A 24,440-nucleotide genomic window follows, 5' to 3' on the forward strand; every position below is an offset into this window, starting at 1 on the left:
ATTAATTCTCAAACGGCGATGTACCCGTCACCGTAATACCCATACTGCGAGCTGTACCAGCCACCTGCTTCATTGCCGACTCAACGGTGAAGGAGTTCAGATCGGGCATCTTTGTTTCTGCGATGGTCCGAACCTGATCCCACGTTACCGAGCCGACTTTTTTGCGGTTTGGCTGAGCAGATCCGCCTTTCAGCTTCGCTGCTTCCATCAGCAGAATCGGTGCGGGTGGCGTTTTGATGACGAAATCAAAGGACTTATCCTTATAATACGTAATCAAAACTGGCAATACCATCCCCATTTTATCCTGCGTCCGTCCATTGAACTGCTTGCAGAATTCCATGATATTTAAACCCTTGGAACCAAGCGCTGGACCGATCGGAGGTGAGGGGTTAGCCTGCCCGCCTTTGACTTGCAGCTTAACGTAGCCACCTACTTCTTTTGCCATTGTGGTAATTGAGTTACGACCGCCTGAGCGGCCCCGTCACTACTTAGGTTCTAACTGGTTAGCCACATAACCAATCCGCACACCTTTCGTAACAAATCAACTGTTTTGGCTGGTCATCCTCTGAGGGAAGCATAGGATGCCAAACCAAGGGAAACTGATTAGATCAATCAGCTTTCCTTTTCTACTTGTGCGTAACTGAGTTCTACCGGAGTATTCCGGCCAAATATTTTTACGACGACGTTCAGTTTCTTCCGGTCGTCAAATACTTCTTCTACGGTGCCGATGAAACCACCAAAAGGTCCATCAACTACTTTTACATTTTCGCCTTTCAGATAGGTAGCGGTTGGCGCAACAACTTCCTGCGTTTCTTCATCGACCTTACCCAAAATTCGGTTAACCTCAGCCTGACGAAGGGGAACAGGAACTTTAGAGGTGGTGCCCGCTTGGGAATTCCCCAGAAAGCCTAATACGCCCGGCATATTCAAAATCATATCGAGCGCCCGGTTATTGCTTAAATCCGCTGAAATGAGGATGTAGCCAGGAAAGAAGGACTTTTCCCGAACGCGTTTCTTACCGTTACGCATTTCGTACACCTTTTCCGCTGGAATAAGAACCTGCGGAATCACTTCATCGAGTTTTTGCCGGATAATTTCGTTGTCGAGATAAGATTTAATCTTTTTCTCCTGACCCGACACCGCCCGAATGACGTACCATTGTATGCCGCTCATCTTTATAAAATTTCGGATTTCGGATTTATGATTTCGGCTTAGTGTTCAGTTGTCCACTAGACCTGAAATCCGCAATCCAAAATCATATATTAGAATGACTGATAAAATGCGTTCAGTCCGTTCTCAAACACTAAATCAATTAACCCGACTAGTAGCGCAAAAATCAGCGAGGCTACCAGTACCAGTGTTGAACTGCCCTGTAGATCGCTGAATTTAGGCCAAGTCACGTTATGCTGAACTTCCTCCCAGGAGGCTTTCAGAAACGAAATAAACTTGTCCATCTTATGTAAGGATTGGCACGGGTGGAGAGATTCGAACTCCCATCAACGGTTTTGGAGACCGCTATTCTACCCTTGAACTACACCCGTATTCGTTGTTGGTCAGAAGTGGTCAGGATTTGTCAGAAGTTGTTTTTTTAGTAAACAATACTTGACTAAGCTTGACGATTCTTGACAAGAAAATCCGCTCGTGCCGAATCGGACTGCAAAACTACGAAATAATCTTAAAAAACAAGTGCATTCCTGTGAAGAAATGCACTTGTTTTAACTTATTCGAATCCTAGTCGAGGATTTCCGTTACCTGACCAGCTCCTACGGTACGACCACCTTCGCGGATAGCGAAACGGAGACCTTTTTCCATAGCGATTTTGTTGATCAGCGTTACATCGATCGTGATGTTATCGCCTGGCATTACCATCTCAACGTTAGCAGGCAGCGTAATTTCGCCCGTTACGTCGGTGGTACGGAAATAGAACTGAGGACGATACTTGTTGAAGAATGGAGTGTGACGACCACCTTCTTCTTTCGACAGTACGTAAACTTCAGCTTTGAATTTCGAGTGAGGCTTAACCGAACCTGGCTTGCAAATAACCATACCACGACGGATATCGGTTTTTTCAATACCACGGAGCAGCAGACCTACGTTGTCACCGGCTTCACCACGGTCCAGAATTTTCCGGAACATTTCAACACCCGTTACAACTGATTTCAGGTTTTCAGCACCCATACCGAGGATTTCAACTGGATCACCCGAGTTGATAACACCCCGCTCGATACGACCCGTTGCTACTGTACCACGACCAGTGATCGAGAATACGTCTTCGACCGGCATCAGGAACGGCAGATCCGTCTGACGAGGAGGAAGTGGGATCCAGCTGTCAACGTTATCCATCAGTTCTTCGATGGTTTTTACCCATTTGGCATCGCCGTTCAGACCACCAAGAGCCGAACCTTGAATAACTGGGATATTATCACCGTCGAATTGGTAGAAGCTTAACAGCTCGCGGATTTCCATCTCAACGAGTTCAAGCAGTTCTGGGTCGTCAACCATGTCCACTTTGTTCATGAACACAACCAACTGAGGTACACCTACCTGACGAGCAAGCAGGATGTGCTCCCGAGTTTGTGGCATTGGACCATCGGTAGCAGCTACCACCAGGATAGCGCCATCCATTTGGGCAGCACCCGTTACCATGTTTTTCACATAGTCAGCGTGGCCTGGGCAGTCAACGTGCGCATAGTGGCGATTTGCCGTTGCGTACTCAACGTGCGATGTATTAATGGTGATACCCCGCTCTTTTTCTTCTGGGGCGTTGTCAATCGAGGAGAAGTCCCGAATTGCGGCCAGACCCTTTTCGGCCAGCACTTTCGTAATGGCAGCCGTCAGCGTCGTTTTACCGTGGTCAACGTGACCAATCGTACCGATGTTTACGTGCGGTTTCGAGCGGTCAAAATTCTCTTTTGCCATGTCTTTTTAAAACGCTATTGTGAACTGTTGTTTGTTATTGAATGAATTCGCTGAACAAAATTAAACCCAGCGAAATCATACCGTTTGAGGTCTGACGCCATTTGGGCTTAAAACCGCTTGGGCGGTCCCATCAAAAAGACTTCTCGAGAGAAGCCTTGAGCCGTTACGGGGACTTGAACCCCGGACCTCTTCCTTACCAAGGAAGTGCTCTACCGCTGAGCTATAACGGCCTACTTAAAGAATAATGGTTAATGTAAAATGGATAATTAATTGCGGAAATTACACATTGTTCATTATACATTATTCACTACTGGAGCGGAAGACGGGTCTCGAACCCGCAACCTATAGCTTGGAAGGCTATCGCTCTACCAATTGAGCTACTTCCGCAATCTCAGTTTTCAGTCGTCTGTTTTCAGTTATCCTCAACGTAAATAACAGAAGGCAGTAAACAGCGAACTGTAAACTAATGAGTGGGGAGTGGAGGATTCGAACCTCCGAAGGCGTACGCCAGCAGATTTACAGTCTGATCCATTTGGCCACTCTGGAAACTCCCCAAAAATCTCTGTTAAAGAACATTTTCCGCCCCGTTTCCGGTTTGGAGTTGCAAAATTACATGTTTTTGCGGTGTTGTCAACAGATGATTTAAAAATAATTTAGGGAAGCAGGAATCTTACTTCAATAATTGGGTCAATCGGGTGCTATCGGGGTAGGTCATTTCGGTGATTCGCCAGCGATTTCCAGTGATTTGAGTGAGTTCAACCCGGATGTCGCCTGGTTTATTATTGTTCAGAAATGTTACATAGACTACTGATTTTGAACCACCTACTGCTGCCGGTTCAACCCAGGTCTTTTTGACAGCGGCATCGGGGGCTTTGAAAAGTAAATTTATTTTCGACCGATTGACTTTACCGGATATTTTTTGCGCATCAGTCCAGATCAGATCAGCGGTGGGTTTGGCAAAAAACTGATCGATCAGGGTGCGGTCTTTGGTTTCACGAAACGGATTTTCTTTGGTACTGTGCTCAAAATAGAGTGCCCGAACCAGTCGATCAGCGGCTGACCTTGGCGCTTCGGGGCCGGGGCGGGTGGCTAATGCCAGAATACTATCTTCTTGAACGGCTCCGGTTGTTACGGCGGTTTCTTTTTCCTGTTTGGGCTTAGTCTGGCAGGCTAGCATGACGACTACCAAGCTGCCTATACACCATCGAAGGCTATGCATAACTAAAATGGTTTTTTAGAACATGCTGCTTAAAGTTTAACGTTTCAGGTTCCTACCTGCTTAGGATAAAACCTGAAACGTTAACTCCACGATCTACTTACCAAACCTTAATCCGGGCGTCGGGCTTTTTGTACATTTTGTCGCCCGGCTGAATGTTAAACGCGTTATACCAGGCATCGATATTTGAAACCGGGCCGTTGCAACGGTACAGACCGGGCGCGTGTGGATCGGTCATGATCAGTTGCGCCTGGGTTTCAGGAAGGACATTCGTTCGCCAGATTTGAGCCCAGGACAGGAAAAACCGTTGATCGGGTGTGAAGCCATCGATCATATTTTTCTTACCGTTCGATTTGCCCTGTGCTGTTTTTTTGAAGGCATCATATGCAATCGATAAACCACCAAGGTCGGCCAGGTTTTCGCCTAACGTCAACTGACCATTAACTTTAATGGAATCCAGGACCTTAAAGCCGAAAAATTGCTCTTTTACCTGATCAGCCCGCTTTTTGAAATTGTCGGCGTCGGTCTTGGTCCACCAATCCCGGAGGGTTCCATCGGCATCGTATTGTCGACCCGAGTCGTCAAAGCCGTGGGTCATTTCGTGACCGATCACTGCGCCAATTCCACCATAGTTAATGGCATCGTCGGCTTCAAAATCGAAGAAGGGGAACTGAAGGATGGCCGCCGGGAACGTGATTTCATTGTTGACGGGGCTGTAAGAGGCATTAATCGTTGGGGGCGTCATGCGCCACTCGGTTTTGTCGACGGGTTTGCCTAGTCGATTGATCATGTAATTGTACTGCCACTTGTCGGCTGCCTGGACATTGCCGTAGAAATCGGCCCGGTTGATGGCTATCCCTTCGTAACTTTTCCACTTGTCGGGATAGCCGATTTTTCGACGGAAGGCAACCAGTTTAGCCAGGGCTTTGGTTTTGGTATCTTCGCTCATCCAGCCGAGGGTTTTGATATGTTCTTTGAACGACGCTTCCAGATTATCGACCAGCGTCAGCATCCGCTGCTTAGCTTCGGGCTTGAAGTATTTCTGTACGTAGAGTTGCCCAAGCAGATCGCTTAAAGAGCCGTCGATCAGGCTACTAACCCGTTGCCAACGAGGGGTTTGTTCTTTTTGGCCGGTTAAGATTCTGGAAAAGGCAAAGTTCTGTTTGACGAACGCATCACTCAGGTACGGTGCCGCCCCTTTTACAATATTCCAGCGCATGTAGGTACGCCAGTCCTCAATGGGCGTAGCGGCTATCAGGCTGTCGAGTGAGTGAAAAAAGGCCGGACTTTGGACCAGTACGGTGTCCTGACCGATAGCGCCAATCTTTGTTAATTGATCGGTCCAGGTAATGTTTGGCGTTAATTGATTGAATTTAGCAACCGCCAGTTTGTTGTAAGTTTTATAGGGATCGCGAAGTTCGACGCGTGGCATTTGGGCTTTTGCCAGTGCTGTTTCCAGCCGGATAATAGCATCGGCTTCCTGTGACGCCTGGGTGGGTTCTTCACCAATAAGGGCCAGTATTTTGGTCAGGTGGTCCCGATAGACATCCCGGATTTTTAGACTACGCGCATCCGTTTTAAGGTAATAATCCCGGTCGGGTAGGGTAGTGCCGCCCTGGCTAAACTGCGGTAGATACTTCGTTACATTCTTGCGGTCCTGCGTGATACTAAACCCAAAGAGCATACCGTTGCTCTGGGTACGCTGGTAAGCCAGCTCATCCAGAAAAGCTGCTTTATTATTGATTTTATCAATGCGGGCAAGGTCAGTTTTGATGGGATCGAAGCCGCGTTTTTCGATAGTAAGACTATCCATGCCACTGGCATAATAATCGCCAACCATCTGATACAGGCGTCCTTTAGTGGTGGTTTTGGTGGCGTCTTCCAGCAGCGTTTTCATAGCGTCCAGGCTTTTTTCACGCAGTTCCTGAAAGGTCCCCCACGATGTTTTTGAGGCTGGAATCGTATTCTGACGTAGCCAGTTGCCATTGGCATACTGGTAGAAATTATCGCCCGGTTTGACCGATAAATCCATATTGGCCGGATCGATGAATTTACGGGGTGCTACGATTGCTAACAGGCTAACAGCCACAGCTGTAGCTGAAAGAAAAGCAAATTGCTTATTCATTTTATAGAGTGAGTTGTAAACAGAAAGAATACAAAAATACGCAACGCGGGTGGAAACCTGCGATTGGAGGCATCAATAGCCTATACCAATCGCGGGTTTCCACCCGCGTTACATAATTAGCAATTTATTTACCCGCCAGAAAAGCCTGGAACTCACGGGTATAGGTACCTGCTTTGAATTGGTCGAATGGCTCTTTCTGATGATAGTTTTTTCCGAAATAGGTGATAATCTGATGGAACGTACGGGCCTCCAGGTATCCGGCAATGGGTTGGATCAGATTAAATTTCTCATCCATAAATACTGTTGTTGGATAGCTCATCTGGTTTCGCATCAGGGCAGCTGCTAGCTCATGAACACCATTACTGCCGCCACTGATATACTTAAACGTCTGTTTGCCCAGGGTTATGTCGGCAGTTTGCTCGGCATTGAACCGGACTGGGTAAAAGTTTTCGTTCACGTAATCGACAATAGCGGGTTCAGAGAAGGTTTTCCGGTCCATAACCTTACACCAGCCACACCAGTCGGTGTATACATCAATGACAAATTTCTTTGGTTTCTTTTGCGTCAGTGCATATGCTTCCTGAATCGTTAGCCATTTAATATGCTTGCGCTCATCAGTGGGTTTGACAGTCGATGAATCGGTGGGGAGCGAGGTTCGAAATGCGCTGATCGTTAACAAAACGAAGGCCGCAAAGAAAAGAAGCAGGCGGTTCATACAAGTTGTTGTTTTGGTTAATAACGTACGGGGGAGCAATAAAATTAGCGGAATAGAGTGAGTTTTACTAAAAAAGTAACTTACGAAAGGGAGCGTACTGCCCTTAAAATGTCACGTTTATGCGGAGGGCCGGGATGCTTTTCAACCGTCAGACCTGCCGACCGAAGGTTACGCTGTACGTAACTCTTTGAACAATATGTTGTCAATAGTCCATTCGGGAGCAATAAGTGCGCCAGTTTGGCAAAAATCTCTGGCTCCCATAATTCAGGCTGGGCTGTAGGCGCAAAGGCATCATAATACATCAGATGGAATGCCTCCGAAGTTGACCATTCCTGTAGTGTACTATTGAATTTCAACAGGCTGAAATACGGATTAATGGAAGTCAATTGATTCCAAGGAGCTCCATGGAGCTTACCCAGATAGTCTGTTCCCAACAGCTCATCATAGTTTAGGCGTTGCGCATCGTCAAGCGACATTGGATAGGCTTCGATAGTCGTATAAATTACCCGACGTTGATGGTTGAGCGCCTGCTGGGCGGTTAGTAGTGCGTTCAAACCAGTACCAAACCCCATTTCGAAAACATATAATTCCTGATCAGGAAATCGGTTGAAGGCTTCAAGCAGTCCTAATTCGATGTAAACCCGCTGGGATTCCTGGTAAGCTCCGTGAATGGAATGGTATGTTTTGTCAAGAGTTTGATTAACAGCGGTATGTGAACCGTCGGCTGTAATCAATAAGCGAACATCGGCGTTCATAAGCAAAAAGAAAAAGCGATTGATGAGGGGTGGCTTCTGGCCTAACATCCATCTTCAGTAATGTGGCAAGCGCTCTACAAGTAGTACAATCCAAAGAATCTATAGAATAACCTTAATCTATTCTTAATCTGTTCGTTTTTGGGCTAATTTTGTGCCCGGTTTCTGTAGGCTGGTCAACGCACATCATGGAGATATTCGTTCGTTAGTCGGCATGAACCAGTCGTAGTCTATTATTCAGTAACTCCAATGATTCAACGCGTTCAAACCATATTCTTATTTCTTATTGCCGTAGCAATGGGTACAGCGTTAGCCACCCCACTATGGGAAAAAACCGGTGCAAAACTGCCCGAGATGGCGCACTTATCAGCCCTGCAATACACCCAGCAACAGGGTGTAACTACCTATGCCGATACAATCTGGTATTTAGCCTTATTGATTGCGCTAGTTGGACTAGTGTCGCTTTATGCTGTTTTCCAGTACCGCAATCGCCTGACACAGACGGCCTTATGTGCTGTTAATGCACTGATGCTTACGGCCATAATGGGAATTATCCTGTATCGGACTCTTTACCTGGGTAAGGCATACGGAAATCCGAATGATCAGGGTACCTTTTTGACCGGTTTTTATGCCATCATTGCCGCTCTTGTGTTTAACGCACTGGCTAATCGTTTCATTCGTCGGGATGAGAAATTAGTGCGCGATTCGGATCGGCTGCGTTAGGCATACGTTAAGTTGAGCCAGTCAAAGCCTGCTGGCTGATGATAGATTTATCATCAGCCAGCAGGCTTTTTTATTGGCAACAATCAGCATCGTTTTGAGATTTTTTATTCTTTTTCCCGTAACATGCAGAAGTATGTTGTCTTTTCTGCAAAAAAGCATTAATCTTATTTCGCTTTTTTTCGTAATCAGAATGATAAATCGAATTGGGATCGATTCTGTAAATGCAACAACTATACTCCGAGCTATGACAGGGCAAAATCATATAGAAACGTACAGATACGTTTTTCATAGCTAAGCGTATAGGCGCTTCCTACTCAATCTGCTATACTTATCGACTAGTATTTTGCCGACTTCGCCGACTTCTGATTACAATCAACAAACCCCTCTTTTTTTATGAACACGTCTATTGGTGTAACCCTTATCGGGCTGGCGTCTCTGATTGGACTAAGCCGAATAAGTGTAGCACAAACGGCTAGCCCAACACCTAAATTTGCGTTTGCGGAACCTGCTTTATCACCCGATGGCCGCGAAATAGCGTTTGTTTCGGGTGGAGATATCTGGACAGTACCGGCTATAGGTGGCGAAGCCCGGCTGTTGGTGGCCCATACCGACAACGAAACCCGACCACTTTATTCGCCCGATGGTAAATACCTGGCTTTTGGCTCGACTCGCTCAGGGAATGGCGACATTTACCTGTTGACCCTGGAAACAGGTGCGCTGCGTCGACTAACGTTTGACGATGGAGCCGAAAGCCTGACTGCCTGGTCGAATGATAGTAAGATGGTCTATTTTCAGTCGACCAGCCGGGATATTTCGGGCATGAACGACATCTATCGGGTGGCTATTACTGGCGGAACACCTATGCCTGTAACGGCCGATCGGTATGCCAGTGAATTTTTTGGAGTGCCTTCTCCAGATGGTAGCACGCTGGCCTTTTCGGCGCGAGGTGTTGCTGCGGCCCAGTGGTGGCGGAAAGGCAGTAGCCACCTGGATCAGTCCGAAATCTGGACCTGCAAGATCGGCACGAAAAAAGGCGATAAGCCATCCTACGAACGACTGACCGAAGGCGGAGCCAAAGAACTCTGGCCGATGTGGAGCCCGGATGGACAGACCGTCTATTATATGTCGGATAAGGGCGGTGGTCAGAATTTATGGGCTAAGCCCCTGAAAGGCCAGCCTGTAGTGCTGACATCCTTTAAAGATGGACGGGCCATTTGGCCATCTATGGGCCAGGATGGAAAGGCTATCGTGTTTGAACGGGATTTTCAAATCTGGAAATACGACCTGACCACTAAACAAACAGCACCTGTAGCCATCCGCTTGCGGGGGGCTGCCGCCGGGCCAGCCGTCGATCATGTTAAACTGACGAGCCAGTTTCGGGACCTGACTATTTCGCCCGATGGCAAAAAGGTTGCGTTTACCGCACATGGCGACGTGTTTGCTGCTTCGGCTAAAGAGGGGGGCGATGCTGTTCGGGTGAGTAGTACACCCGCTTTGGAGTCACAATTAACCTGGACCCCCAACAGCCGAATCCTATTGTATATAAGCACGCGAAATGGACTTGCCAATCTCTACCAGTACGATTTTTCGACCCGTGAAGAAACCCGCCTGACCGATTCCCAACAGGACGATGCTGCTCCCACTGTTTCGCCCGATGGTCAGTCAGTCGCCTTTCTGCGAAATGGGCAGGAGTTACATGTAATGGAGTTGGGTAATAAGAAAGATCGGATCGTGTATAAAGGCTATTTGGGTCGTCCGCCTTTTGCCAGTACAGGGTCAGTGGCCTGGTCGCCGGATAGTAAATGGCTGGCGTTTGCTGCCTATGGTACCAAAACGTTTCGGAATATTTCGGTTGTACCGGCAACGGGTGGCGAAAGCCATGCCGTGAGTTTTCTGGCTAACACGTTTGGGGGAAACGTAAACTGGAGCCCCGACGGGAAATACATTCTGTTTGGAACTAACCAGCGAACGGAGATGGCGCAGATTGCCCGTGTCGATCTGGTGCCGCGATTGCCCAAGTTCCGGGAAGATCAGTTTCGCGACCTGTTCAATGAAGAAGTACCCCGAACCATTCGACCGACTACGGCACCTATAGCGCCAACGGCACCCGATAAAACGGCATCTCGTGATTCGGTTGCCAGTACGTTGCCTGGCACAAAAGCGAAAAGCGCAGGTAAAGAAACAACCAGCATAGTATTTGAGGGAATTCGGCAGCGACTAAGTTTACTGCCCATCGGTATGGAAGTCGACGCGCAGTCGATTAGTAAGGACGGTAAAACACTTCTGCTGGTGGCCAGTGTGGCCGGTCGGCAGAATCTATACACGTACTCACTTGATGAAACGGGTGGAGAGCGGAGTGTAGCCCGTCAGTTAACCACAACCCCCGGTCAGAAAAGTAATGTTCAGTTTACGGCCGATGGCAAGGAGGTATTTTACCTGGAGCAAGGGCGCATTCAATCCATTTCGCTGGAAAAACGGGAGCCTAAACCGTTGGCTGTAACGGCTGAAATGGACGTTGATTTCTCTAGCGAAAAACTTCAGGTATTTCATCAGGCGTGGGATGTACAGAACAAAGGTTTCTATGACCCTGAGTTTCATGGCGTCGACTGGCAAGCTGTCCGTAAGAATTATGAACCACTGGCGGCTGGAGCCCGTACCCCCGACGAATTGCGCCGACTGTTAAGTCTGATGGTTGGCGAACTGAATGCATCGCACTCAGGGGTATCAGGGCCACAGGGAGCCACCGATATAACAACCGGCCGGTTGGGCCTTCGTTTTGATCGGATTACGTATGAGAATACGGGTAAACTGCTCATCACCGAAGTGGTGGCTCAGGGACCGGTGGCGTTGTTAGGTACCGTCAAGGCTGGAGATTACGTACAGGCCATTGATGGCAAACTGATTGATGCCAGCACGAATCTGGATGAATTGTTGAGCAATAAAATTAATCGGCGGGTCAACCTCTCAATTGTATCAGCTCCCAATGCTACTCCCCGCGAAGTGAGTGTATTGCCGGTCAATCTGGCAACGGAAAAAGGCTTATTGTACAAGCAATGGGTTGAGCAACAGCGCGAATACGTAGCAAAAGCCAGTGGTGGCCGACTAGGGTACGTGCATATGTTCGATATGTCGGCTGAATCGCTGAATCAATTATATATCGACCTGGATGCGGATAACCATGCTAAAGAAGGCGTAGTGATCGATGTGCGTAATAATAATGGAGGCTTTGTCAATGCCTATGCGCTGGACGTATTTGCCCGTAAAGGCTACATGACCATGACTCCCCGTGGATTGCCAGCGTCACCAGCCCGCACCCAACTGGGGCAACGGTCGCTGGAAAAACCAACGATTCTGGTCACCAATCAGCACTCGCTATCTGATGCCGAAGATTTCACGGAAGGGTATCGGTCACTCAAGCTGGGCAAAGTAGTAGGAGAACCAACGGGTGGCTGGATTATATATACCTCAGCCGCTCAACTGATTGACGGCTCATCCATCCGCTTGCCTTTCATTCGGATTACGGATAATACAGGCAAAAATATGGAGCTAAATCCCCGCCCTGTCGATATTCCCATATCCAGACCCATTGGCGAAAGCTATACCGACCAAAATACCCAGCTCAATGTAGCCGTGAAAGAACTTATCCGGCAGCTTGATGACGCTAAATCCAGTAAAGTCAGTGGAGGTAAATAAAGTATAGTCATTTCTTAGTGCGGGCAGGCTCTTAAACCTGCCCAGCGAGGTTTCTCAAAACCTATTGCGTCGTTCGGTTTTGAGAAACCTCACAGAGTCAGATTAAAGAATCTGACTCCACAAAGACAGAAATAAATAATGACAATCTAATGACCATTTTAAATTATCGTCAACAAAAAAGACAACCTGCTTACAGATGAAAAAACGCTTAGGTACCTTTCTCTCACTTGTACTTATCCCCATTTATCAATTGGCTGCCCAGGCACCCGCCAGTGGTTCAGGCGGTTCGGCTACCATTGCCAGTTTTACGAACGGCATGGAAAAGCACCCCGGTTACCTGACCTATTACTGGGATGCTAAAAAAGGCAAAATCTGGCTCGAAATCGACAAGTTCGATACGGAGCTTTTGTTTTATCCCTCGCTGGCGCAGGGCGTTGGTTCCAATGACATTGGCTTGGATCGGGGCCGTCTAGGCCAGGAGCACGTTGTCAAGTTTCAGCGGAGTGGCCCGAAAGTGTTGATGATTGAGCCGAACTATTCGTACCGGGCCATCAGCAATGATCCACTGGAGCGCCGAGCGGTTGAAGAATCGTTTGCTAAATCGGTACATGCCGGTTTCGATGTGGCTGCCGAAGAAGGCGGTAAAGTCCTGGTCGATCTGACGCCGTTTATGATGCAGGATATGGTCGGCGCCATTCAGGCAATCGCCCGTACGCGTCAGGGTACTTTTCGGCTAGATCCGGCCCGCTGTGCTATCTATCTGCCCAACACAAAATCGTTTCCACAAAATACCGAGTTTGAGGCCATACTCACGCTGACGGGCGAGAACCCAGGGGCTTACTTGCGTGAAGTGGTCCCAACTCCAACGGCTGTGACCATCCACCAGCACTATTCGTTTGTACAGCTACCCGATAATAATTACAAGCCGCGCGTTTTTGACCCACGCATCGGGTATGGAGGAATCGAGTATTTCGATTATGCGACGCCTGTTAGTCAGCCAATTATGAAACGCTATATTTCGCGGCATCGACTGGAGAAAAAAGACCCATCGGCGGCTGTTAGTGAAGCGGTTAAGCCTATCATTTATTACGTCGACCCCGGTACGCCCGAACCCATCCGTTCGGCACTGATGGAAGGAACAGCCTGGTGGAATCAGGCGTTCGAAGCGGCTGGCTACAAAGATGCGTTCCAGGTAAAACTGCTGCCTGCCGATGCCGATCCGATGGATATTCGGTATAATCTCGTGCAATGGGTGCACCGCTCAACGCGTGGCTGGAGTTATGGCGGTAGCATCAGCGACCCACGAACGGGTGAAATTATCAAAGGAAAAGTGACGCTGGGCTCGCTGCGGGTTCGACAGGATTACCTGATTGCTCAGGGTCTGGTGGGTGATTATGCCGGAGCAACAGCGCCCGATTCGGACCCAATGATGAAAATGTCCATTGAGCGGCTTCGTCAACTGGCGGCCCATGAAGTAGGCCATACGCTTGGCCTGCCTCACAATTACATTGCCAGTACGCAGGGCGGAGGCCCGTTTGGCCGAGCGTCGGTGATGGATTATCCGACGATGGTTGCGAAAGTGAAAGGAGCCAGTATTGATCTGTCGGACGCCTATGCTAAAGGGATTGGTTCGTACGATAAATGGAGCATTCGCTATGGATACGAACAGTTTCCGAGTGGAACGGACGAGAAACAGGCACTGGATAAGATCGTGAACGACATGCATAAGTCGGGTCTGACCTTCCTGACCGATAAAGATGCGCGACCGGAAGGCTCGGTTCACCCCGGCACGCACCTGTGGGACAATGGTGGCAATGCTGTCGATGAACTGAAGCGGGTGAGCGATGTTCGACGGGTGGCGCTGACCAACTTTACAGAGAAGAAAATTCCTGCCGGAACGCCCATGGCAACGCTCGAAGAAGTGCTGGTGCCTATGTATATGTTCCATCGCTACCAGGTTGAAGCGGCTGCTAAGGTTGTAGCTGGGCAGGTGTACACCAATGCACTTCGGGGCGATGGACAGCCGGTGGTATCAACGGTCGCTGTGGCCGAACAAAAACGGGCTTTGGACGCCCTACTCGCTACGATTGATCCCGCATTTTTGGCGCTTCCCAAATCGATTATTGCCCTGATTCCACCGCACCCGTTCCGGTATGATCCGAACCCACGCGAAGTATTCAAACGTCGTACAGGTCTTTCGTTCGACCCATTGGCCGCACCCGAAGCCGCTGCTGGTATGACGCTTCAGATGCTGTTCAATTCGGAGCGGGTAAGTCGGCTAGTAGCTCAGTCGGCAATCGACCCGGCTCAACTGAGTCTGGAAGGAATACTTGATCAGTTGTTGGCTGCTACCTGGTACAAAGCAGACCCAGCCGATAGCTACCAGGCCGAAGTAAAGAGACTGACCGATAAATTATTTTTACAGAAGTTACTCGATTTGGCAAATGGTCAGGAAGCAACCTCACAGGCAAGGGGCATTGCTTTATTGAAACTTAGCCAGTTAAAAACGAAGATTTCGGCCCCGGCAGCTAATCCGAAAACGGCTGCTCATCACCTGCTGGCACTGGATCAGATACGCCGTGCTGAAGGAAATATTGCCGACCTGAAACCAACCAATGCACAAATTCCTCCTGACGGTATGCCAATCGACACGGGACAGGAATGGCTCGCTCCAGACTGCGACTGGAAATAACTGTTCAATCTTCTAGTATAAGCCGCCTGTTTAAAAAAGCAGGCGGCTTATTTTTGTACCACTTCTGCGAGTTCTGCTTTGTTGGTAGGAATGAACCATCTAATTTTAATTCGATTTTAATCTTTAGGCGGTTCTCATTTTTGTTGCTCACGCCCGTTTCTTTTCAATCAAAAACTCAACATTGCTATGCGTTCAGTCCTAAAAACTGCCTGGATAATTGCCTTTCTACTACTCAGTCAGCTTTCGTTTGCTCAATTAACTAGTAAACCAGATTCCGCAAAAACGCCGGAAACGAATGAGCTCAAGTATAAACTGAACGCATCCGGCTCCCATTTTTTTAAGGTTACATTTCTAAATCAAAGCTGGCTCCGGTTTAATCAAAGTAATCCAGGTACAACGGTTATTAGTGAGCCCAAAGACAATACGTTCGATATTGGCCTGCGTCGGACCCGCATCCAGTTGTTTGGTCAGATCAGTGATCATGTCTTTTTGTATCTCCAGTTTGGTCTGAACAACTTCAATTACCTCAATGGTGGATTCAGCCCAACATCCTCATCAAACCGGAAGATTCAGCCTTTCTTCCATGATGCAGTGGGTGAATACATTGTCTGGAAGAATAAAGATTACCTGAAAATTGGCTATGGCCTGACTATTGTGAATGGCTTGTCGCGCTTTTCAGCACCGGGTGTGAGTAACATCATGAGTATGGATGTGCCCGTGTTTGCCCAGGCAACAGTGGACCAGACGGACGAGTTTTCGCGGAAGTTAAGCCTGTATGCTCGTGGTCAAATTGGCCATCTGGATTACCGAATTGCTATGAGTGACCCGTTCCCGATCCAAACCAACGGCGCTGCTCTGCCCGCTTACGGATCGAACGCCATTTTTTCTTTGAAAGGCCATACCAAGCAATATCAGGGTCTATTTATGTGGCAGTTCTTCGATAAGGAATCACACCAGACACCAGGCTATAATACCGGAACCTACCTCGGATCGAAGAAAATCCTCAACCTGGAAGCCGGGTTTATTACTCAGAAAAACGCAACGGTGAGCGTTCCGGCGGCTGGCGATACCGCGTATCACAATCTGAATCTGTGGTCGATTGCGTCGTTTCTGGATATGCCCGTCAACAAAGAGAAAGGGACGGCCGTAAATGCTTACCTTGGGTATTTTCATACCGACTATGGTGCCAATTACTTGCGCTTTAATGGAATCATGAACCCTGGTAGTGGCATTGCAGCCGGTTATCCAGCTAGTACACAGGGCAATGCATTTCCAATGTTTGGTACGGGAAATGTGATTTATACACAGTTTGGCTATCTAATGAAGCGTGATCTGTTTGGCCCCGGCAACGGTACGCTCATGCCCTATGTACAGGCGCAGATTGCGAATTACCAGCGCGTGACCCAGACGCTGGGCGTTTACAACGTTGGTATCAACTACCTGATCAAAGGGCATAATGGCAAGTTTACCCTTGACTATCAAAATCGACCTTTTTACCAGGCCTCAGGCAATCAATACGCTCCTGGCGGTCGTCGAGGGCAGGTGACGTTGCAATACCAGGTGTTTATTTAGAATACGTTTGATCGTGTGACGTCGGTTTCAAAACCGATACAGCGAGATTTCTCAGGACCTAATGATACACTCGGTTTTGAGAAACCTCGCGGTGTCAGATGTGAGCATCTGACACCACCGTAAGGAGCAAGTGGCAAACTAAAGACTCTGTTCTTTAAAGTCTTTGTCGTAGGGGAATTGTCGGGAGGCTTTGCGCATGATGGTCGTAATAATGCTGCTGGTATTGCTGCCAAAACCGCGCGACAGGGTCTTGTCGTATTTCCAAAGCAGTTCGCCCGTTTTGCCATCATTGATGCTGATGGTCGTTTTCCCTGTGTTAGTCGCACCGCCAAATCCAACGGCCAATGTCATCGCGATCGCTGCTCCGTCCGACATGGGTTGAGTACTTTCAAATGTACCTGATACAATACCATCTACTTTCAGAATTTTGGCCAGTTCTTCGGGTGTGAAGCTCGATAGCGTTTCATAGGTTACAGCATTACGTTCTAAAATCGCGTTGGTCCGGGCTGGGTCCTGAAAGTCGACAAAAACATCATTGCTTTCCCTGCGCTTCAGAAAATACGAATGAACAGCACTTTGTACGCCCAGTCCTTCCCGTTTTTCAAGAGCCGCTACACCAGCGGGACCGCCATTTTTTTCGACTTCTTTAGGACGAAGCTGTAAGGTGGTTTTAAAGGGAAGAATGGCCAGTACTTTATGATCTTTCGCCAGAGTTTTGAAATTTGGGTTTGTGTAAATCTCACGCGTCTGGGCAAAACCGGTTATCAGAGTGCCAAGAATCAGTCCAGTAGTTAATAAGGCTTTCATAAAAAGAGGATGTTAAACACTGCATAGTTATAGAAAGCTTTAAAGGCTGGAAACGGGGGACTGGATGAAACGGCATTAACGCTGGATGAAGTGGAGAAAACAAAAAACCGGTCGTTGGGACCGGTTTTTATAGTTAAAGAAGCTGTTTAAACTTTTTATAACTGAGATCGATTGTATGACGAACTTGTCATTCCGACGATAGGAGGAATCTCAAGCTTGACTATTCAGGACCTCTAAGATACCTCCTATCGTCGGAATGACAAGTTCACACCATTTTCAGTCAAGAAATAAGAGTTAAACGAGTTCGGAATCAAGCGTTGGAATTAGATACCGATGTTCAGCGTGCTCAATACGCTGTTCATATTCCGAACGGCATCGGCCGATTTGTTGAACGCAGCCTGTTCTTCCTCGTTCAGTTTGTAATCAATAATTTCTTCCCAACCATTACGGCCCAGTACCACAGGTACACCCATACAGATATCCGACTGACCATATTCGCCTTCGAGCAGTACGCAGGATGGAATAACCCGCTTCTGGTCACGCAGGATGCTTTCGACCATATAAGCCCCAGCAGCACCCGGTGCATACCAGGCGGAGGTACCGATCAGACCCGTCAATGTAGCACCGCCAACCATGGTGTCAGCCGCTACTTTTTTCAGAGTTTCTTCATCCAGGAAATTACTGACCGGAACGCCCGCTTTTGTGGCCAGACGGGTTAGTGGGATCATGGTTGTATCACCGTGGCCACCGATCACTGAAGCCTGCAAATCGTTGGGTGAGCAGTTCAGCGCCAGCGACAAATAGGTTTTGAAACGAGCCGAATCCAACGCGCCACCCAGGCCAATTACCCGATTTTTGGGCAGACCAGAAGCTTTCAGCGCCAGATACGTCATCGTATCCATTGGGTTCGAGATAATGATGAAAATAGCGTCGGGCGAGTGTTTCAGGATGTTTTCGGTAACGCCTTTCACAATGCCCGCATTGATACCGATAAGGTCTTCGCGGGTCATGCCTGGTTTCCGTGGAATACCTGATGTGATAACGACGACATCCGAACCTGCCGATTTTTCGTAATTATTGGTAGAACCGGTTAGTTTAACGTCGCAGTCGAGCAACGTAGACGCCTGAAGCATGTCGAGGGATTTACCTTCGCTAAGCCCTTCTTTGATGTCTAACAGCACAACTTCATGGGCAAGCTCCCGGCGGGCAATGTTATCGGCGCAGGTGGCTCCAACGGCCCCGGCACCTACTACTGTAACTTTCATACGGTATTCGGAATTAAAGGGTTAACACGCGACCGCAAAAGTAAGTCTCCGGTTCTACACAAACCAATAGCAATGGGAATAAAACTTATGGTTCAGTTCCAACGTTAATACATTATTCGAAAAAAGTTGTTAGACATTCACTACCATCTGCTTTGTTAATCAGACATTCTTCGGAATGCACATGCCAATGAAAAATAGTAGTCTTATATCCAGAATTTTATCCTCTATCTTCTTCAAGCGTGCCAATGCTGGAGCCGCCCGGTATGCCCGGAACAGCCGTAGTTTGGTCGAATTGATTCGGGAGGCAATTGAAAAAAGCGGTGGACTGACGGGTGGCAACTTTGCGGCTTTCCGTGATCAACTGGGTGTAGTTACCCGTTTGCTGAAAGCCTATGCATCGGGCGAGTACCGGGAAGTGCCCTGGAAAACCCTGCTTAGAATGATTGCCGTGTTGGTCTATTTTGTATCTCCACTTGATTTTTTACCTGATTTTCTGCCTGTTGTTGGTCTGACCGACGATATCGCGCTGATGCTCTGGTTATTCAGTGGCATAAAGGATGATATAGAAAAGTTCAGACAGTGGGAAAACCCGGTTGTTAGTCAACGAAGCGAGTCCCCTCGCCGAACCGAAACGATTAAGATCGGATAAGTTGATTGACGATGTATGGCTTGCGATTGACGATTTGGCAAACGTCCAATCTTAGTTCGTAACTTTTATATCGTAAATCGTAAATCGTACTTCGTAATTCATTAATTTTGCATACATTCAAATTCCAGGAATCATGGTTTCAAGCATTTTTGCAATTATGGGTTTGGGCGGTCAGGAAATGATTTTTATCTTCCTGGCGTTGCTCCTGTTGTTCGGCGCTAAAAAAATTCCCGAACTCGCACGGGGCCTCGGTAAAGGCATCAAAGAATTTAAAGACGCTACCAAAGACGTTCGCGAGAATATCGAAGAAGGTCTGAAAGAGTCGGATAAACACTAAGCATGTATTGTATCCATACAGACAATCAGGCGGTTTCATTCAGAAGCCGTCTGATTGTCTGTTTTTATTAGTTCACGGTTTACAGTATTCGGTTTACGCCGGGCCGTAAACCACAACTTATTTCGTGTGACGCTATACCGTAGCTTTTCTTCTGTACAGGCCGACCTTACAACAGGCCAGATTACCTGCCGCCAGTTGGTAGAGCAGTACCTCACTCGCATTCAGGAGGCTCAGCACCTTAACGTATTTACCGAAGTTTATGCCGACGAAGCTCGTCAGCAGGCCGATCGTGTCGACCAAAAACTGGCCGACGGTACGGCTGGTCGCCTGGCCGGTATGGTGATTGGGATCAAAGATGTGCTCAGCTATGCTAATCATAGTGTACGGGCTGGTAGTCGAATCCTCGACAATTTTACGGCTCAGTTTACAGCCACGGCCGTGCAGCGATTGATCGATGAAGATGTCATTATCATTGGTCGGCAAAACTGCGATGAGTTTGCGATGGGCTCATCGAACGAAAATTCGGCATTTGGTCCCGTTCGAAATGCCGCCGATACCAGTCGGGTCCCCGGTGGATCGAGTGGTGGGTCGGCTGTGGCGGTGCAGGCTGGACTTTGTTTAGCCAGTATAGGTTCCGATACAGGCGGTTCGGTTCGGCAACCTGCTGCGTTTTGTGGTGTTGTAGGCCTCAAACCCACCTATGGCCGTGTGAGTCGCTGGGGCTTAATCGCCTATGCCTCTTCCTTCGATTGTATTGGCCCAATTGCCAACAATCCTGACGATGCTGCACTGCTTCTTGAAATTATGGCAGGCCCCGACGAATTCGACAGTACGGTATCCAGTAAGCCTGTTCCAGCGTATACAGATGCATCGGTTGATGAATCGCGCCCATTACGAATCGCTTATCTGCGTGATGGTGTCGAAAGTGAAGGGGTCGACCAAAGCATTCGCGAGGCCACCCAGCGCACTATCAACCAACTGAAAGCGGCTGGCCATACGGTCGAGCCTGTCGAGATCTCATTATTAAAATACCTGCTGCCTACCTATTACATTCTGACCACGGCCGAAGCATCGTCGAACCTCTCCCGTTTCGATGGGGTTCGCTACGGATACAGAAGTTTATCGACGGGTACATCAGGAATGGACCTTTTGACGTTGTACAAAAAAAGTCGGACAGAAGGGTTCGGCGCTGAGGTGCGCCGACGAATTTTGCTGGGTACGTTTGCACTGAGTGCCAGCTATTACGACGCTTATTATACTAAAGCACAACAGGTTCGGCGGTTGATCCGGCAGGAAACCGAGCAACTGTTTGAACAATACGATTTTTTACTGTCGCCCGCCACACCCACACCAGCCTTTCGGTTGGGCGAAAAAACCGAGGATCCATTACAAATGTACCTGACCGACATATTCACAGTTCAGGCCAACGTAGTGGGCTATCCAGCTATATCGATTCCGAACGGTACCGATGAAACAGGATTGCCAATAGGTATACAACTAATGGCTCCGCCTTTTTCAGAAGGAGCGTTGATCGGGTTGGCAAGAAAAATGATGATAAAAAATGGATAATGTAGAATGAACAATGAATAATGCATAAAGCTATCAAGGCCTCGACCATTATTCATTCAACATCCTACATTATCAATTATACATTCTACATTATTCATTAATAATTATATGAACTACCTGAACCGTAGCCTGTTAAGACTGGGGCTGTTGAGTGCGGTAGTGGGGTCGGCCTTTGTTGGGTCGGTAAGCATAGCCCACGCCGAGACTACGATTCAATTGGACAGTACGATTGTTAAGAAAGACACGATCGCGTATGTACCGACCGTACCCGACAGTTTGATTCGCGAACGGCTGGCAAGGTTACAGAAAGACATTCCGCTGAACTATCATAAAGCCGTACAGGCTTATATTGATTATTTCACCTTCCGTCGGGCGAGTTACACGCAAACCATGCTGGAGCGGATTCCCATGTTCTTTCCGCTCTACGAACGGATGCTCGCCGAATATGGGTTACCGAACGAATTAAAATACCTCTCGATTGTTGAATCGGCTCTGAATCCACGAGCTATTTCGCGAGCGGGTGCCGGTGGACTCTGGCAGATTATGCCGGGTACGGGCCGTGATCTTCGACTTTACCAGGACGAATATGTAGATGAACGAATGGACCCGGTCAAAGCGACGGAAGCTGCTTGTAAATATCTCCGCGATCTGTACAACATTTTTGGCGATTGGGAGCTGGCAATGGCCGCTTATAACTGTGGCCCCGGAGCCGTAAAACGAGCCATGCGCCGGACAGGGGGCGATTCGTTTTACTCTATCTACGATGCCCTGCCTAAAGAAACGCGCGGTTATGTTCCTCAATTTGTAGCGTTTACGTACCTGATCAACCATGCGAATGATCACGGGATCGTTGCCGAAAATTTTGAATACCCCATTCCGCACGATACCATTCAGGTTACAGGATACTTCAATCTTGAAACCTTTGCGAAACACAGCACGATGCCGCTGACCGATTTGCAGAAGATGAATCCAGCCATTACCACGACCATTCTACCGGATTATACAAAGCGGTATCCACTACGTATTCCTCACCAGCAGTATGGTTATTTTGCCAGTCGTCGGCAGGCTATCATGGATTCGTCCAGTCGGATACCGGGACGGATGGAGCATATCCTGTTGGCAAGTGCTGAAGATATTCGGTATGGGGCTGATTCAATGGGTGCCTGGGCTGCCCGTAATCATAATCCTTTGGCTAATATAAGTCTGGACGAATCACCGGCAGTTTCGGCAAGACTGGCCGCTGAGGAATCAGATGATGGGCCGGAGGAAGACATTGAAACGATTGTGATGCGGAAGCCCCGCAAGCAAACATATGTGGTCAAAAAAGGGGATAACCTGACCGACATTGCGGATCGATATAACGTAGAGTTGTACGACTTAAAACGATGGAATCATCTACGTTCGACCAAAATCCAGCGTGGTCAGAAGTTAACGATCCTGAAAGAAGTAGCCGAAACGCATACGGAGCGGCTGGCTCATCAGGGTACCGCCAAAGCGCACAAGAAAGCTGAAGTCGTGGCCAAAAGTAAGCGCTATAAGCCTCGTTATCACCGCGTACAGGATGGCGATACGCTCTGGAACATTGCCCAGCGCTACGATGGCTTGACCATTGAGCGGTTGAAGAAACTAAACCATATCCGTACCAATTCGCTCCGTCCCGGACAAAAGTTGCTGGTTGGTTAAGTAACCAAATGGTGTACATGTCGTCTAATTCGTTAGATTTACGACTATGAATTAACCCGCCATGACTTCTGACGAACGATTAAACCAAATTGAACCTGTTTTAGCTGACGTTGTTCGGACACAGGAACGTATTATTTTCCAGATTGGTAAGATTGTTGACTATGTTACAGATACCCGGGAGCGGGTTGATGTAGTTATTCAACGAATTAACCGGCTGGAAGTGAAAGTCGATTTAGTAGAAGAGCGAACCAATCAGATTGCCAGTGACGTAACAATTCTAAAAACAGATGTAGCTGATTTGAAAGAGGGTCAGGCTCGTCTCGAAGCTGACGTGGCTAGTTTAAAAGAAGGCCAAGCTCGTTTTGAATCTGATGTTGCCGGTCTTAAAGTTGATGTATATGATTTAAAAGAGGGTCAGGCTCGTCTCGAAGCTGATTTTGCTGCATTGAAAGAGGGTCAAGCTCGTCTTGAAGCTCGGCAAGGTGACATGCAGCAGGATGTTAAAGCAATTTTCAGTCTCCTACTGGAACGACTTAAATAAGTGAACTCAATATAGTAAAACCGACGACTTTCTAACGGATAAGTCGTCGGTTTTTTGTATCTTTATATCTCTATAACAGGCTTAAAAACAGGCCTTTGCTGCTAACGAATGATTGCTTATTTAGACGGAATTCTTGCCTATAAAGAGCCTACCCATACGATTATCGACGTTCATGGCGTGGGGTACATGGTCCACATCTCATTACAAACTTATTCTGTTTTGCCTAGTGGGGGTGATCGTATCAAATTGTTCATTCACCATCTATTTCGGGAAGATTCGCAGGCGCTGTATGGATTCGCCAGCGCTGATGAAAAATCACTCTTTCTGGACCTGATCGGCGTGTCGGGCGTTGGTCCCAATACGGCGTTGGGTATGCTGTCGGCTATGCAGCCGGGTGATTTACGGCTGGCCATTCTGGGCGAAAATGTTCGGGCGGTGCAGGCAATTAAAGGCATTGGCGCCAAAACGGCCCAGCGGATTATTCTGGAGCTGCGCGATAAAATGAAGAAGTCGGGCATTGTGCCGGACGGGCCAACGTATCGTCAGCAAACAGCTAACCCGGTTCGGGAGGAGTCGTTGGCCGCGCTTATGGCGCTGGGCTTCCCCAAAGCAACTGCTGAAAAGAGCGTAGATGATGCGCTAAAAGCTGAGCCAAATTCAACGGTAGAAGAAGTCATCCGACGTGCCTTACGACAAGGCTAGGCATAAATAACAAACGTAGCCAGATAAGTCTGACTACGTTTGTCATGTGTGTGATGATGGATTAATGAGGGAATTCCCCTCGCTTTGTATTCTTCAGAATGATTTAATTGACGCCAGCAGCTTTTTTGGTTTTGGCTTTTGCCACAGCTTTTAGCTCTTTAGCGTCGCTTTTTATTGCTTTCTTTTCAGCTTTTTCCATTTTGCGGTCAGCCTTAGCCATCCGTGTTTTAGGATCAGAAACACCAGCTATCTCAAGTCCTTTGCCGCTACGGGCGTTAGCATTGAGTTCATGCGCTTTTGAAATTTTCTTTTCAGCTTTCATCTCTTTTTTAACCGCTTTCCCTTCCTGAACGGCCTGGGCAAAACTGGTTTGTGCAGCTACCAGCATGACGCAGGCAGAAGCAGCAATGATGAGCTTTTTCATAACGTTTGATGGTTTTAGTGAATTTACTTACTAATTAAATTAGTGTTGTGAATGAA

General features: G+C 48.0%; 21 protein-coding genes and 4 tRNA genes. 10 read left to right on the forward strand and 15 right to left on the reverse strand.

Features of this window, described 5'->3' with window-relative positions:
• Position 1 precedes the first annotated feature (1 nt).
• From rplK to mnmC2, 12 genes are all read right to left on the reverse strand, one after another.
• A complete protein-coding gene (gene rplK, locus ACYVFD_RS08715) occupies positions 2-445 on the reverse strand; it encodes a 50S ribosomal protein L11 (protein ID WP_020598181.1) in 444 nt (147 codons plus the stop codon).
• Positions 446-612: 167 nt separating this feature from the next.
• On the reverse strand, positions 613-1,173 hold the full coding sequence (nusG, locus tag ACYVFD_RS08720; RefSeq protein ID WP_020598180.1) for a transcription termination/antitermination protein NusG: 561 nt from the start codon (positions 1,171-1,173) through the stop codon (positions 613-615).
• A gap of 89 nt (positions 1,174-1,262) precedes the next feature.
• Positions 1,263-1,454 (reverse strand): preprotein translocase subunit SecE, encoded by a 192-nt coding sequence (gene secE, locus ACYVFD_RS08725; protein WP_020598179.1) that lies wholly within the window; start codon positions 1,452-1,454, stop codon positions 1,263-1,265.
• Positions 1,455-1,467: 13 nt separating this feature from the next.
• Positions 1,468-1,541 (reverse strand) — tRNA-Trp (locus tag ACYVFD_RS08730).
• A 190-nt stretch (positions 1,542-1,731) separates the two neighbouring features.
• Positions 1,732-2,919: an elongation factor Tu gene (tuf, locus tag ACYVFD_RS08735; RefSeq protein ID WP_020598178.1), complete on the reverse strand. Its 1,188-nt coding sequence runs from the start codon at positions 2,917-2,919 to the stop codon at positions 1,732-1,734.
• 158 nt (positions 2,920-3,077) lie between these two features.
• Positions 3,078-3,149, reverse strand: a tRNA-Thr gene (locus tag ACYVFD_RS08740).
• A gap of 81 nt (positions 3,150-3,230) precedes the next feature.
• Positions 3,231-3,306 (reverse strand) — tRNA-Gly (locus ACYVFD_RS08745).
• Between the two features lie 84 nt (positions 3,307-3,390).
• A tRNA-Tyr gene (locus tag ACYVFD_RS08750) sits at positions 3,391-3,473 on the reverse strand.
• 116 nt (positions 3,474-3,589) lie between these two features.
• Positions 3,590-4,138 (reverse strand): hypothetical protein, encoded by a 549-nt coding sequence (locus ACYVFD_RS08755; protein WP_461089517.1) that lies wholly within the window; start codon positions 4,136-4,138, stop codon positions 3,590-3,592.
• A gap of 97 nt (positions 4,139-4,235) precedes the next feature.
• The gene (locus tag ACYVFD_RS08760) at positions 4,236-6,260 is read right to left on the reverse strand and encodes a M13 family metallopeptidase (protein WP_461089518.1); all 2,025 of its coding nucleotides are present in this window, start codon (positions 6,258-6,260) and stop codon (positions 4,236-4,238) included.
• Positions 6,261-6,384: 124 nt separating this feature from the next.
• Positions 6,385-6,975: a thioredoxin family protein gene (locus ACYVFD_RS08765; protein WP_461089519.1), complete on the reverse strand. Its 591-nt coding sequence runs from the start codon at positions 6,973-6,975 to the stop codon at positions 6,385-6,387.
• 80 nt (positions 6,976-7,055) lie between these two features.
• The gene (gene mnmC2 / locus ACYVFD_RS08770; RefSeq protein ID WP_461089520.1) at positions 7,056-7,730 is read right to left on the reverse strand and encodes a tRNA (5-methylaminomethyl-2-thiouridine)(34)-methyltransferase MnmC2; all 675 of its coding nucleotides are present in this window, start codon (positions 7,728-7,730) and stop codon (positions 7,056-7,058) included.
• A 246-nt stretch (positions 7,731-7,976) separates the two neighbouring features.
• On the opposite strand from mnmC2, the gene ACYVFD_RS08775 reads away from it, so the two are divergent.
• From ACYVFD_RS08775 to ACYVFD_RS08790, 4 genes are all read left to right on the forward strand, one after another.
• Positions 7,977-8,450 (forward strand): DUF4293 domain-containing protein, encoded by a 474-nt coding sequence (locus tag ACYVFD_RS08775; RefSeq protein WP_461089521.1) that lies wholly within the window; start codon positions 7,977-7,979, stop codon positions 8,448-8,450.
• A gap of 393 nt (positions 8,451-8,843) precedes the next feature.
• Positions 8,844-12,143, forward strand: a complete 3,300-nt coding sequence (locus tag ACYVFD_RS08780; RefSeq protein WP_461089522.1) for a S41 family peptidase — start codon at positions 8,844-8,846, stop codon at positions 12,141-12,143.
• A gap of 196 nt (positions 12,144-12,339) precedes the next feature.
• The gene (locus ACYVFD_RS08785) at positions 12,340-14,835 is read left to right on the forward strand and encodes a zinc-dependent metalloprotease (RefSeq protein WP_461089523.1); all 2,496 of its coding nucleotides are present in this window, start codon (positions 12,340-12,342) and stop codon (positions 14,833-14,835) included.
• A gap of 186 nt (positions 14,836-15,021) precedes the next feature.
• Entirely contained in the window at positions 15,022-16,407 is a 1,386-nt protein-coding gene (locus ACYVFD_RS08790; RefSeq protein WP_461089524.1) for a hypothetical protein, read from the forward strand.
• Positions 16,408-16,545: 138 nt separating this feature from the next.
• Here the strand turns inward: ACYVFD_RS08790 and ACYVFD_RS08795 are convergent, their stop codons facing one another.
• Positions 16,546-17,214, reverse strand: coding sequence for a hypothetical protein (locus ACYVFD_RS08795; protein ID WP_461089525.1), 669 nt, complete (start codon positions 17,212-17,214; stop codon positions 16,546-16,548).
• Positions 17,215-17,537: 323 nt separating this feature from the next.
• Positions 17,538-18,479 carry a malate dehydrogenase gene (gene mdh, locus ACYVFD_RS08800; RefSeq protein WP_461089526.1) on the reverse strand — a complete coding sequence of 314 codons (942 nt, stop codon included), beginning with the start codon at positions 18,477-18,479 and terminating at the stop codon, positions 17,538-17,540.
• Positions 18,480-18,666: 187 nt separating this feature from the next.
• Here mdh and ACYVFD_RS08805 point away from each other — a divergent pair, with 187 nt between their 5' ends.
• From ACYVFD_RS08805 to ruvA, 6 genes are all read left to right on the forward strand, one after another.
• The gene (locus tag ACYVFD_RS08805; RefSeq protein ID WP_461089527.1) at positions 18,667-19,128 is read left to right on the forward strand and encodes a YkvA family protein; all 462 of its coding nucleotides are present in this window, start codon (positions 18,667-18,669) and stop codon (positions 19,126-19,128) included.
• A 133-nt stretch (positions 19,129-19,261) separates the two neighbouring features.
• Complete coding sequence (locus ACYVFD_RS08810; protein WP_020598166.1) at positions 19,262-19,465, forward strand: Sec-independent protein translocase subunit TatA/TatB; 204 nt, start codon at positions 19,262-19,264, stop codon at positions 19,463-19,465.
• Positions 19,466-19,591: 126 nt separating this feature from the next.
• Positions 19,592-21,034 carry an Asp-tRNA(Asn)/Glu-tRNA(Gln) amidotransferase subunit GatA gene (gene gatA, locus ACYVFD_RS08815; RefSeq protein ID WP_461089528.1) on the forward strand — a complete coding sequence of 481 codons (1,443 nt, stop codon included), beginning with the start codon at positions 19,592-19,594 and terminating at the stop codon, positions 21,032-21,034.
• Positions 21,035-21,142: 108 nt separating this feature from the next.
• Positions 21,143-22,717 carry a lytic transglycosylase domain-containing protein gene (locus tag ACYVFD_RS08820; RefSeq protein WP_461089529.1) on the forward strand — a complete coding sequence of 525 codons (1,575 nt, stop codon included), beginning with the start codon at positions 21,143-21,145 and terminating at the stop codon, positions 22,715-22,717.
• Positions 22,718-22,778: 61 nt separating this feature from the next.
• On the forward strand, positions 22,779-23,258 hold the full coding sequence (locus tag ACYVFD_RS08825) for a hypothetical protein (RefSeq protein WP_461089531.1): 480 nt from the start codon (positions 22,779-22,781) through the stop codon (positions 23,256-23,258).
• Between the two features lie 108 nt (positions 23,259-23,366).
• Positions 23,367-23,960 (forward strand): Holliday junction branch migration protein RuvA, encoded by a 594-nt coding sequence (gene ruvA, locus ACYVFD_RS08830; RefSeq protein WP_461089532.1) that lies wholly within the window; start codon positions 23,367-23,369, stop codon positions 23,958-23,960.
• Between the two features lie 103 nt (positions 23,961-24,063).
• Here ruvA and ACYVFD_RS08835 read toward each other — a convergent pair whose 3' ends face one another.
• Positions 24,064-24,384 carry a hypothetical protein gene (locus tag ACYVFD_RS08835; RefSeq protein WP_461089533.1) on the reverse strand — a complete coding sequence of 107 codons (321 nt, stop codon included), beginning with the start codon at positions 24,382-24,384 and terminating at the stop codon, positions 24,064-24,066.
• Between the last annotated feature and the right edge of the window lie 56 nt (positions 24,385-24,440).

The sequence above is a fragment of the Spirosoma gilvum genome (assembly GCF_054776815.1).